The organism is Ruminococcus sp. D54t1_190329_F1 (assembly GCF_015551645.1).
Classification (GTDB): domain Bacteria; phylum Bacillota; class Clostridia; order Lachnospirales; family Lachnospiraceae; genus Blautia_A; species Blautia_A faecis.
This window is the reverse complement of record NZ_JADNDC010000013.1, coordinates 22175-34813: the sequence shown is the minus strand read 5'-3', so window position 1 is coordinate 34813 and position 12639 is coordinate 22175. Positions and strand designations below refer to the sequence as shown.

11 protein-coding genes are annotated in these 12639 nt (G+C 44.0%); 1 reads left to right on the top strand and 10 read right to left on the bottom strand.

Annotated features, from left to right (window positions below):
- Positions 1 to 96 precede the first annotated feature (96 nt).
- Positions 97 to 1128: a hypothetical protein gene (locus tag I2D69_RS07715; protein WP_173718666.1), complete on the bottom strand. Its 1032-nt coding sequence runs from the start codon at positions 1126 to 1128 to the stop codon at positions 97 to 99.
- 172 nt (positions 1129 to 1300) lie between these two features.
- Between I2D69_RS07715 and I2D69_RS07710 the strand changes: the two genes are divergently transcribed.
- Positions 1301 to 1462, top strand: a complete 162-nt coding sequence (locus I2D69_RS07710) for a hypothetical protein (RefSeq protein WP_173715531.1) — start codon at positions 1301 to 1303, stop codon at positions 1460 to 1462.
- A gap of 122 nt (positions 1463 to 1584) precedes the next feature.
- Here the strand turns inward: I2D69_RS07710 and spoIVA are convergent, their stop codons facing one another.
- The 9 genes from spoIVA to I2D69_RS07665 form a co-directional block, all read right to left on the bottom strand.
- A complete protein-coding gene (spoIVA, locus tag I2D69_RS07705) occupies positions 1585 to 3054 on the bottom strand; it encodes a stage IV sporulation protein A (protein ID WP_173718664.1) in 1470 nt (489 codons plus the stop codon).
- Positions 3055 to 3208: 154 nt separating this feature from the next.
- Positions 3209 to 4897, bottom strand: a complete 1689-nt coding sequence (locus I2D69_RS07700) for a [FeFe] hydrogenase, group A (protein ID WP_118578428.1) — start codon at positions 4895 to 4897, stop codon at positions 3209 to 3211.
- Between the two features lie 12 nt (positions 4898 to 4909).
- Complete coding sequence (locus I2D69_RS07695) at positions 4910 to 6781, bottom strand: NADH-quinone oxidoreductase subunit NuoF (RefSeq protein WP_118578429.1); 1872 nt, start codon at positions 6779 to 6781, stop codon at positions 4910 to 4912.
- Positions 6778 to 7257, bottom strand: coding sequence for an NAD(P)H-dependent oxidoreductase subunit E (locus I2D69_RS07690; RefSeq protein WP_148462597.1), 480 nt, complete (start codon positions 7255 to 7257; stop codon positions 6778 to 6780). Before I2D69_RS07690 ends, I2D69_RS07695 begins: the two co-directional genes overlap by 4 nt.
- 293 nt (positions 7258 to 7550) lie before the next feature.
- On the bottom strand, positions 7551 to 8525 hold the full coding sequence (gene moaA, locus I2D69_RS07685) for a GTP 3',8-cyclase MoaA (protein WP_173718663.1): 975 nt from the start codon (positions 8523 to 8525) through the stop codon (positions 7551 to 7553).
- Positions 8518 to 8946: an MOSC domain-containing protein gene (locus I2D69_RS07680; protein ID WP_173718662.1), complete on the bottom strand. Its 429-nt coding sequence runs from the start codon at positions 8944 to 8946 to the stop codon at positions 8518 to 8520. Before I2D69_RS07680 ends, moaA begins: the two co-directional genes overlap by 8 nt.
- A 223-nt stretch (positions 8947 to 9169) precedes the next feature.
- Entirely contained in the window at positions 9170 to 10024 is an 855-nt protein-coding gene (locus tag I2D69_RS07675; RefSeq protein WP_173718661.1) for a tetrahydrofolate dehydrogenase/cyclohydrolase catalytic domain-containing protein, read from the bottom strand.
- A gap of 132 nt (positions 10025 to 10156) precedes the next feature.
- Complete coding sequence (locus tag I2D69_RS07670) at positions 10157 to 10786, bottom strand: cyclodeaminase/cyclohydrolase family protein (RefSeq protein WP_118578433.1); 630 nt, start codon at positions 10784 to 10786, stop codon at positions 10157 to 10159.
- 100 nt (positions 10787 to 10886) lie between these two features.
- Positions 10887 to 12572 (bottom strand): formate--tetrahydrofolate ligase, encoded by a 1686-nt coding sequence (locus tag I2D69_RS07665; protein WP_118578434.1) that lies wholly within the window; start codon positions 12570 to 12572, stop codon positions 10887 to 10889.
- Positions 12573 to 12639 lie beyond the last annotated feature (67 nt).

Sequence of the window (12639 nt, the reverse complement as noted above, 5' to 3'; positions counted from 1 at the left end):
CTCAGTTGAATCATGATTTGCATGATTTCGCGCACCTTGCGGAATACTGTCTTCTGAATAGTTACTTCGCTTTTTATTTTTAAAGCAGTTTCTGCCTTAAAATTTCACACTTGATCTTACAGAATATGCAAAATGGGTAGATGCCCCGAACAAAGGTCCCATATTGTCATAATAAAGCCCATCAATCATTACAAATCCATGGTCGCCAGTGGTGGCAATTACATACGGCTCATATCCTAAAACCTTGGCACATGCAGCAACTGCACTTGCAACACCGTAACAGCATCCTGAAAGATTATTATCAAACATGTAAATGGCAGACTGATAAGGCCAGATCTGAGTCCTAAACTCTTCATCAGTAGGATAAATCCATGGCTTGAAATCAGTATAGCCCATAAGATAATTGAAACAGGTTCTGAATTTCTGGCTGTTGGACATATTCGGAGCAGTATGCTTCTCCACAAATTTCCTTGCTTTTCGCATACACTCAGCTTTAAGTGCAGAAACCTGAATGGCAACTCCTTCTGAATTGATCTCGTATTCCTTTCCCTTTATCTTATAGCTGGTTTTATTTCTGATGAGAACACCTTTTGAATTAAAATAGTATTTCTTCCCCTTAATGGTCTGTAAACCGGTCAGCCGATAGCCTTTTCTTCCAATGTAATATCTCTTACCTTTCACAGTAAGCCATTTACTCTTCGGCGCGCTGGTTCCATTCTTTCGGATGTAATAATAGTTTCCTTTGTATTTTATCCATCTGTTTCTTGCCGCATCACCATTCGACAGATAATAGCGTTTTTTGTTCTTATATATCTGCCAGCCTGAATAGCGAATTCCACTCTTATGGAGATAATATTTCCTGCCGTTGATCGTTACCCAACCCGATTTCTGAAGTAAAGTACCATCTTCCTGCCGCCATTGATACCCTTTTTCTACAGCTACCCAGCCAGGATCAGCTTTCGGTGGAACAACTGCAGAGTTATCTGCATTTTCCTCTTTTGGATTAACGGAAGTACTTTCAGAAGTCACATGCGTCGCTTCTGCAGTTTCCGCATATACAATTTGGACTGGTTCTGTGGAAAGCATGGCTGTCAGTATCAATACCAGAATGCGACTTCTCTTTTTCATATTCCTTTCCTCCCATATCTTGTTTCATTATAACAGCATTTCTTCTTCCACTGTAAAAGCATTTTTCCATATTATACCAAAGTCATATACAAATTTCCATGTTTGTTGCGTAAAATGTATAAAATTAACTTTTCTGTAAAGACTTTTATATAAACTTTACAAGGAGGTTTTTATGTTGCCTGTAATTTTACTTATTGTTTTATTTTTTGCGTTGCAGCTGCTTGTACTTTTCTGTTGTGTTGCGGCGGGAAATGATCCTTATTCACAGTTTCTTTCAGACGAGGAACAGGTGGAATATCTGGCGCGCTGGAAAAAAGAACATGGATATAAATAATCTTTGATAAGGAAAGGGAAGCACCACAGTTTTCCGTATATTGGTAAGTACCCATAAAGTATTTTCATATATGAAAAAAAAGGCAGTGCTTATAACAATACTGCCTTTTTTCATAAAAATCCCTATATGATAATACACACAAGACCGCCTTTACTGTCATTTACGATTTTCTGCATGGTATCCTGAAGCTTCACCTGGCTTTCCTCGCTGATCATGGTCAGCTTGCTGCGGATGCCATCCTGTACCAGCTGTTCAATGGATTTCCCGAAAATATTCGTCTCCCAGATGCTCTCTCCTCTTGCATCGCTTTCTCCAATATAAGTGATCAAGTCTTTTGCCTGCTGCTCCGTACCTACGATCGGAGCAATTTCAGTTTCAATATTTGCTTTGATCATATGAATAGACGGACTCTTTGATTTAATTTTCACACCATATTTATTTCCCTGGCGGATCACAGCCGGCTCTTCCAGCTGAATCTGGGAAAGCTCTGGTACAACTACACCGTAACCGCTGCTATTTACTGCATCCAGGGCATCTTTAACCTTTACATACTTTTCCTTCATTGCAGCAAGCTCCTTCATCGTATGGATCAGCTCATACTCACTTTCCATGGGGATTCCACTCATATCGCTAAGCATCTTATAGTAATATTTATCATCTATCTGAAGCCGTATCTGAATGGTTCCATCAGAAAGACCTACGTGATCCAGAAGAGTATCCTGTACATAAGGACCTTCCAGTTTTACCGATTCCCTAGTAACATCACGAATGTGTAAAAGCTTCTTCATGCACACTTTGATCTGGGAAAGGATCTGGCTTTTCAATTCGCTGTCTGCAGGCAGCATTTCCACCCATTTGGGAATAAAAAACTGCAGCTGGGTAATGGGAAATTCATATAGGATTTTTTCCAGGAGCAATGCGACATCTTCTTTTTTCAACTGCTCACAGTTAACCGCAACAACTGGTACCTGGTACTTCTTCTGAAGCCCGTTAACCATCTGAGTGGTTTCTTCTTTATAGGGAAACTGAGAGTTTACTACAATGAGAAATGGCTTTCCCTGTGTTTTCAATTCAGCCACAGTCTGTTCCTCGGCCGGAACAAAATTTTCCCTTGCTATTTCTCCAAAGCTTCCATCGGTGGTGATCACAAGACCGATCGTAGAATGTTCCTGGATAACCTTTTCTGTTCCCGCTTTTGCAGCTTCATGAAAGGGGATTGCCCTGGAAAACCAGGGCGTTTTTACCATCCTCTCTTTACCATCCTCAACGTTTCCTCCAGCATCCTTTACAAGAAAACCAACACAATCGATAAGCCGCACTTTCGCCTTCCTGTCTTCGCCAAGATCAACTGATACAGCTTCTTTTGGGATAAATTTGGGTTCCACAGTTGTGATCATTTTTCCGGAACCACTTAATGGAAGCTGGTCCCTGACCTCTTTCTGCATTTTTTCATCCATTCCGGGCAAAGCCACCAGTTCCATAAATCTGCGGATAAATGTTGATTTTCCTGTACGGACAGGGCCTACAACGCCTATGTATATATCGCCTCCGGTTCTGGCCTGTATATCACGGTAAACCTGAAAATTTTCCATACAAAAAAGCCCTCCTGCCTGATTATTTAAAGGTCTGCAAGATTTGTTTACAGCGTAATGCTTATATTCTTCCTCTAAATAATATGCAGTCGGGCTTTTTATTATACCAGTCTTAATTATTCTCTGGAGCGTGTCCAGCTACTATACATCAGCATCAATAGAAGTCATTGTGGAGCAGTTTGTGCTCTTTTCCTTTGAGCAGTCCCTGATACAGTTCCAGAACCATAGGATTCTCATCGGATTTCTTGATCAGCATAGTATTGTCAGCATTATACAAACCTTTCGCTCTTGCAGCTTTGGTTCTGTCACCGGCCCGTACCGGCTGGCCACCGCCCATAATACAGCCACGGCGGCATGCCATTACTTCAATGAGATGATAGTTTGCTTCGCCGTTCTTTACACGTTCCATAACGGTTCTTGCATTTGCAAGACCACTGGCCACACATACATTGATATCCATTCCCTTGTATGGAACTGTGAATTCTTTGATTCCCTCATCTCCACGGACACCACACTCAGAAATCTCCCGCATGGTCTCCTTGGAATGATCCGGGCTTAAGCGGCGTAGAACCGCCTCTGTAACACCGCCGGTAACACCAAAAATAACACCTCCACCGGAGCCAAATCCAAATGGCATATCACATGCTTCAGGCTCTAACTGTGCAAAATCAAGGCCAAAGTTATCGATCATGCGCAGCAGCTCTGTGGTTGTAATTACAATATCCGTATCCTGTTTCTCATCGGTAAAACTGTTCGGACGGATTGCCTCAGCCTTCTTGGCTGTACATGGCATAATAGATACCATAACGGTCTTTTTACCCTTGGCATTCTCCGGATCACGGAAGTATTCTTTAATAACTGCAGACATCATTCCCTGTGGGGATCTGCAGGTAGACAAATTCGGGATATAATCCTTATACTGGTCTGTAATAAATTTCACCCATGCAGGGCAACAGGAGGTAAGAAGTGGAAGTTTCTCCCCCTTCTCAACTCTTTTTAGAAATTCTGCTGACTCCTCCATAATAGTAAGATCGGCGCTGAAAGTAGTATCATAAATCTCGTCAAATCCCATTCTGTGGAGTGCATTGACAATTTTGCCCATTACGCTCCGTCCCTTCGGAAGACTGTAATGATCACCTACCGCAACACGAACTGCCGGCGCAATCTGTGCTACTACACGTACATCCGGATCTGCAAGAGCTTCCCAGACTTCATCCATATGCGTCTTAATGGAAATGGCACCTGTCGGACAATATACACGGCACTGTCCGCAGTTTACACACTGGGTTTCTGCTATTTTCTTATTAAACGCAGGAATTACAATAGCCTCTGTTCCACGGTATGCAAAGTTCAATGCTCCGATTCCCTGAAGCTCCTCGCAGGCACGGACACAGTCACCACAGAGGATACATTTGTTCGGGTCACGGATCAGAGATGGTGAACTGTCATCAATCTCATACTGCTCTCTTGTATTCTGAAAACGGATGTTATGTACTCCAAGACGGTGAGCCAGCTCCTGAAGCACGCATTCTCCACTCTTTACACAGGTTGTACAGTCACGGCAATGTGCTGCGAGAAGCAGTTCCACAATCAGTTTCCTGTATTTTTTGATCTTACCTGAGTTTGTATAAATTACCATTCCATCCCTTGGCTCCTCAGAACAGGAAGCGAAGGTTCTTCCTCTGTCATCCTCTACTGTGCACAGACGACAGGCTCCAAAAGTGGAAACCTCTGAGTGATAACAAAGTGTAGGAATATTAATGCCTGCCTTGCGGATTACGGTCAGGACATTTTTTTCATCTGTAAATTCGACTTTTCTGCCGTCAATCGTCATTGTACCCATAATCTGTCCTCCCTACATTTCCACATATATTGCATCAAAGTTACAGTTATCCTTACAGCTGCCGCACTTGATGCATACATCATTATTAATATGATAAGGTGATTTAATCTTGCCGGAAATTGCCCCGGCAGGACAGTTCTTGGCACATTTTCCGCAGCCGATACAGAATTCCGGATTAATGTGGAACTGACGGAGTGCTGTGCAGACCTTTGCCCGGCACTTCTTGTCCCGGATATGCTCTTCGTATTCCTCGCGAAAACGCTTCATGGTACTGAGGACAGGAAGAGGTGCACTCTTTCCAAGTCCGCAAAGAGCCATGCTCTGAACCATTTTGGCAAGCTCTTCCAGCTCGTCAAGATCAGACATCTCCCCATTGCCTGCTACAATCTTCTCCAAGATCTCCAGCATACGCTTGGTACCCTCACGGCATGGAACGCATTTTCCACAGCTCTCCCGCTGGGTAAAGCTCATGAAGAAACGGGCAACTTCTACCATACAGGTATTCTCATCCATGACAACAAGACCGCCTGATCCCATAATAGCATCAAGCTTCTTTACAGAATCAAAATCAAGAGGAGCATCCAGCTGGTCTTCTACAAGACATCCGCCAGATGGTCCGCCAATCTGAACGCCTTTAAATGCAGCACCGCTCTTCAGACCGCCGCCAATATCATAAATAATCTCACGAAGTGTTGTTCCCATTGGAACTTCAATAAGACCTGTATTCTCAATTGCTCCGGTCAGTGAGAAGGTCTTGGTTCCCGGGCTTCCCTCTGTTCCGATGGTGTGGAACCAGTCAGCACCCTGTATGATAATCTTCGGAACATTTGCGTAAGTCTCAACGTTATTTAATACAGTTGGCTTGCCCCACAGACCTTTCTCGACAGTACGAGGTGGTTTTACACGAGGCATACCTCTGTTTCCCTCAATGGAAGAGGTAAGGGCAGAACCTTCACCACATACGAAAGCTCCTGCACCACGATTAATATGCAGATGGAAATTCACACCGCTGCCAAGGATATGATCTCCAAGGAGACCATATTTCTCAGCCTGGGAAATAGCAAGACGAAGTCTGGCTACGGAAAGAGGATACTCTGCACGAACATATATGTATCCGTTCTCAGCGCCAACTGCGTAAGCGGCAATGATCATGCCCTCGATCATCTTATACGGATCGCCTTCCATAACGGAACCATCCATAAATGCTCCCGGGTCACCCTCATCACCGTTACATACTACATATCGGGTTTTCTCAGCCTGTCTGGCTACCTGTGACCACTTCTTACCAGCCGGGAAACCGGCGCCTCCGCGTCCGCGAAGACCAGATCTGGTAACTTCATCAATTACATCCTGGGGAGTCATCTCTGTAACTGCCTTGGCAAGAGCAGAAAAACCGCCTGCTGCAATATATTCGTCAATGGATTCCGCGTCAATCTTACCACAGTTTTCAAGAACGATCCTGGTCTGACGGTTAAGGAACGGGATATCCTCAGGCTTCGGACAGATTTCATCTCCATGGCGGTAAAACAGACGATCTACAGGATGTCCAAGGCGTACAGTTCGCTCCACGATCTCCAGGCAGTCCTCCTCCTGAACATGTACATACTGATATCCGTATGGTTCAATCCTTACAAGAGGTCCCAGCTCGCAAAGACCCTGGCAGCCAGTCTTGATAACGCCTACGTGAGGGATATCTTTCTGCATTTCAATCTCTACACCATCAATACCTTCACAGAGTCTTACCATCTCATCATAGATTTTCTGAGCACCGGAAGCCATACATCCGGTACCGGAACAGACAAGAACACGGCATGTGAAGCTCTGGATATTCTGTTCGATCTCAGCTTTTTTGCTTTGCAGCTCTTCTTTACTGTTAATCCTCATCCGTTCTCACCTCTCAATCTGTTAATAAGCTCTACTACCTTCTCCGGTGTCATCTTGGCATGCACTTCTTCATTCACCATACAGGTGGGAGCAAGCCCGCAGGCACCAAGACAGGATACAGTCTCCACAGTGAACATCATGTCATCTGTGGTATGCTTCTTATTGCTTAATCCCAGTTCTTTCATGAATGCTTCTTTAACCGGGATTGACTTTCTTACATGACAGGCTGTGCCATCGCATACCTTGATAATGTATTTTCCTTTAGGTTCAAAAGAAAAGTTCTCATAAAAGGTTGCAACACTGAAGGCCTTCGCTTCAGTAACGCCGATCTGTCCGGCTACGTAGGTCAGAAGTTCTGCAGGCAGGTACCGATATTCCGCCTGGATATCCTGCATGATAGGGATTAATGAGGCAGCACACCGCTCATAATGCTCAATAATCTCATCTGCTTTCTTGTAATATGACTGATCTACCATTTTGTTAACCTCCTTACTTGCCAGATGCCTCCAGGTCTTTTGTCCCCGTCCTCCAAAGCTTCCGGCTTTGCGTATTTTTTAACAGACATGACTATTTTTGTAATGAAATTATATATTTTTTTGTTCATTTTGGCAAGCAAATATGAATAAGTTTATTTATTAACAATATTTTTGCACAATTTTGTATCTGGAATTATATTGAAATATACAAAAAGCCGGATTGCTTAAGTTGTACAAATGATACAACAGCAAATCCGACTTTTCTAAATTGTGTTTTCTTTTATTTTTCAAAATCATCCACCGATTTGAGCCATGATGTGGGATTCTTCGTTTCCCTTCTTATGTTCCTGAAAATTGTGGCCTACAGGCTTTTCATAAATGACTTTTTCTATCGTTTCTTTAAGCATCCCATCAGAACAACCACTTCGAAGCAAAACCTTCAGATCTGCTCCGTCCTCAAATTGCAGGCAGCCTTTCAGAAATCCGGTAGAAGTAAGCCTTACACGGTTGCATCTGTCACAGAATTTGTGGGACAGGGCACTGATAAATCCGATCCTGCCTGTAAACTTCTCAAGGGTATAATAATGACAGGGACCATTTCCAAGCTTTTCTTCCGTTGGTGTCATTGACCCATATTCCTTTTCCAGAACAGACTTTATCTGTTCCTCTCCCCTGGCTGTAAACTCCTTGCCCAGACCGATTGGCATCATTTCAATGAAACGCACATGAAGAGGATTCTCCTTTGCAAGAGCTGCCACCTGTAAAAGTTCCTCGTCCGACTGAAAAGTGGGGACACAGTTCAATTTCACTTTCAGGGAAGGGTAGGAAAGTGCTGCCCTAAGTCCCTTTAAAACCTGGTGAAAATCATCCCTGCGGGTGATTTTGCGAAATGTGGTTTCTTCTAAAGTATCCAGACTGATGTTTACGGCATCCAGACCGGCCTCCATCAGGCCCGGAAGCTGTTCTCCCAAAAGGATTCCGTTGGTGGTCAGTGTAACCTGGCAGATCCCGGGAATGGCTTTCAGCTCTTTTACTAATGGGGTGCAGATTCTGCGGACAAGAGGCTCTCCTCCTGTCAGTTTGATTCTGGAAATCCCAAGTTCACTGGCCGCCTTACAGATTCTCACGATTTCATCTGTATCAAGAAGTTCTGTCCTTGGAATCTGACGGATTCCCTCTTCCGGCATACAGTAGATACAGCGGAGATTGCACCTGTCTGTCAAAGATATCCGCAGATAATCAATATTTCTTCCGTATCTGTCAAGCATAAACCATTTCATCTCCCTCAGAGATCACACCGCCTTTGATTACTTTGGCAAAAACACCTTCGCGGGGCATAATGCAATCTCCCATGATCTTGAAAATCTCGCAACCGTTGTGACACTGCTTTCCAATCTGCGTAATTTCCAGAATCACATCGTTGCATTTCAGACGGGTTCCTACTGGAAGGGTCTTAAAGTCAAATCCCTGTACGATCAGATTTTCCCCGAAAGCACCATCCTTTACCGGTGCGCCTTTTGCCTTAAATTCTTCTATTTTTTCATAAGACAGAAGGCTGACCTGACGATGCCAGTTTCCTGCGTGGGCGTCATTCTCCAGTCCATAATTTTCAATCAGTTTTACAGTGTGCACATTGACCTTCTGAGTTCCTCTTTTAACACTGATGTTCACTGCCATCACTTTTCCCATAGTGAGTTACCTCCATATATCTGTACCCTCTATAGTACAATATCTTACTGAGAAAAGCAAATTTTTTGTAATAGCAAAACAAACTTTTGCCGCAATAAGGATTTCAACAAAATTTTCTGCAACAAAAAAACTCTCCAGTTTTTACTCTGAAGAGTTTTTCTTCCGCTTGTACACATGATGTACTTCAGGTACATCGTTCTATTAGTTCAAAACCAATTAACTATTAAGCGTTCACTTTGCGCATAGCAGCCTCTACAACATGTCCAACCAGGACAGATGTTGTAACGCTTCCAACTCCGCCAGGAACTGGTGTAATAGCATCTACGATCGGCTCTACTGCTGCGTAGTCAACGTCTCCGCAGAGCTTGCCTTCTGCATTTACGTTGATTCCTACATCAATAACTACCTGTCCTGCTTTTACATAATCAGCGCCAACAACGCCAGCACGGCCTGCTGCTACGATGATAATATCCGCTTCGCGTGCCACAGTCGGCATATCGACTGTTCTTGTGTGGCAGATGGTTACAGTTGCGTTTTTCTTAACAAGCATCATAGCTGCCGGTTTACCTACAACAAGGCTTCTTCCGATTACTACTGCCTTCTTACCTGTGCAGTCGATTCCGTAATGATCAAGGATTTCCATACATGCCTGTGGTGTACATGGCGGGAAACCGATCTTCTTGCCTGTAAAAACACCAGACATGGAAAGGTCTGTCATACAGTCAACGTCTTTCTCAGGAGCAAGTGCATTCTCGATCACAGCCTGATCCAGATGTTTCGGAAGCGGACGGAACAGAAGTACACCATGGATATGATCGTCTTTGTTTACCTTATCAATAACTGTAAGAAGTTCTTCCTGAGCAACATCCTCCGGAAGAAGAATTTTCTCACATACAACGCCTAATGTCTCACAACGCTTTGTTGCACCCTTCTCATAGGAAATATCACTTGGATTCTCTCCTACACGGATAATGCAAAGTGTGGGGTTAACGCCTTTTTCCTGAAGAGCTGCCACATTTCCTTTGATACGCTCGTTTAATGCAGCAGTTACTTCTTTACCTAATAACTGTTTTGCCATTTTTAAGTAATCTCCTTATATTATGATAAATCCAGTCATGCTCATACCAGTTTCATGGTAATACAGCATTTTGAGACCGCCAAAAGGACTTGCAGGATTTTGCTCCTGCCAGTTCTTTTCTTTTTTTTATCTTTATTTCAGTCTGCCAAGTACGCTGTCAAATGTCTCGTCTGCAAGCTTGCAGTATTTTTCAAGCATTGCATCAGCCTTTGCATTTAATTCTTCTGCATACTCTCTGTCTGCCATGGACTTTGTGTTGATATAAACGTTCAGGCTTGCACCTTTTAATGCAGCTTTGCAGAAGGTTGCAGCTACACCAGCGTCACTGATGGCAAGCTTGGAGCCTTTTGCAGCAAATTCCTTGATCAGGTCAAGTGCCTCACAGCATTTCTCCATGATTTCCATAGGAACAGAGCAGGCATCTTTTAATACGATTGCCATAACTCTTGCTTTTTCAGCTTTCTCTTCTTCTGTTTCTTTCGGCATTCCATATGCTTTGGAAAGCGGCTCGAATACTTCGGCGTCACGCTCGATCAGACGAAGGAAATCTTTCTGAAGCTGGTCGCATTTACCTTTCAGCTCCCACATTTCTTCCTCAACATCAGCATATTTCTTCTTACCAACAGTAAGGCTTCCTACCATGTTTCCAAGTGCAGTTCCCACAGCACCTACCAGTGCAGATGCTCCGCCGCCGCCTGGAACCGGGGCTTTAGAAGCAAGAACTTCTACAAATTCTGTACATGTACTTGTTGAAAATCCCATTTCGTTGTCTCCTTATTGTTCTTAGTCATCATGTAAGCCATGACCTTTTTATAACGCCAGGCGGACAGGTATATCCGCCTGATGTTTCTTTTTTCTTTGATTAGAACAGACCTGTGATCTTACCAGTCTCGTCAACGTCGATTCTCTCAGCTGCCGGAACTTTCGGAAGACCTGGCATGGTCATGATCTCACCAGTCAGTGCAACAACAAATCCAGCACCTGCGGAAACCTTCAGGTTACGAACTGTGATCTCGAAATCTGTCGGTGCACCGAGTTTTGTCTGGTCATCTGTTAAGCTGTACTGAGTCTTTGCAACACAGATCGGGCAGTTGCCAAAGCCAAGAGCTTCTAACTGTTTTGCCTGTTTCTGAGCGTTTGCTGTGAGAACAACTTTCTTTCCGCCGTATACTTTCTGAACGATCTGGTTCAGCTTATCCTCTATAGAACCGTCAAGCTCATAGGAATAAGAGAAGTCATTTGGCTCTTCGCAGAGACGGATTACTTCCTCAGCAAGCTTCAGGCCGCCTTCACCGCCTTTTGCCCATACTTCGGAAAGTGCAACGTTAACACCAAGCTCTTTACATTTTGCTTCAACAAGGTCAAGCTCTGCCTTGGTATCGGTCGGGAATGCGTTGATTGCAACAACACATGGAAGTTTGTAAACATTTTTGATCGTGTTTACATGTCTTAAAAGGTTCGGGATACCTTTCTCAAGAGCCTCAAGGTTCTCATTGTTAAGGTCTGCTTTTGCAACACCGCCGTTGTATTTAAGGGCACGTACAGTAGCAACGATCACAACTGCATTTGGATGAAGACCTGCCATACGGCATTTGATGTCAAGGAATTTCTCTGCACCAAGGTCAGCACCGAATCCAGCCTCTGTGATGGCATAATCAGCCAGCTTCATAGCCATCTTAGTAGCTGTTACAGAGTTACATCCATGAGCGATGTTTGCAAATGGTCCACCGTGAACGATTGCAGGTACATGCTCCAGAGTCTGAACCAGGTTTGGTTTCAGAGCGTCTTTCAGAAGAGCTGTCATAGCACCTTCTGCGTGAAGATCACCAGCTGTTACCGGTTTCTGCTCAGATACTTTGCCATATGTATAACCAATGATCATCTTGGAAAGTCTATTCTTCAGGTCTGTGATGTCGCTTGCAAGACAGAGAACTGCCATGATCTCGGAAGCAACTGTGATGTCATAACCGTCTTCACGAGGCATACCGTTTGTTCTTCCTCCAAGACCATCGATCACGTTACGAAGCTGACGGTCGTTCATGTCCACGCATCTCTTCCATGTGATCTTACGTGGGTCAATGTTCAGTGCATTGCCCTGGAAAATGTGGTTGTCGATCATTGCTGCAAGAAGGTTGTTTGCAGCTCCGATTGCATGGAAGTCACCTGTGAAATGAAGGTTGATATCCTCCATTGGAACAACCTGTGCGTATCCGCCGCCTGCAGCGCCGCCCTTAACACCGAATACCGGTCCAAGAGATGGCTCACGAAGTGCAACCATTGCGCTCTTTCCAAGTCTCTGCATTCCATCAGCAAGTCCTACAGTTGTAGTTGTTTTTCCCTCACCAGCCGGGGTCGGGTTGATTGCTGTTACAAGGATCAGTTTTCCGTCTTTCTTGTCGCTCTCTTTTAAGAGATTGTAGTCGATTTTTGCCTTATACTTTCCATACTGCTCCAGGTATTTGTCATCAATACCAGCTTTCTCTGCAATCTGGGTAATCGGCAGCATTTCGCATTCCTGTGCGATTTCAATGTCACTCTTGTATCCCATTGTAACTTACCTCCTTTTTACGTCACCGCTGTTACAGCATGACGCCTCCGCTTAATTTGGATTTATC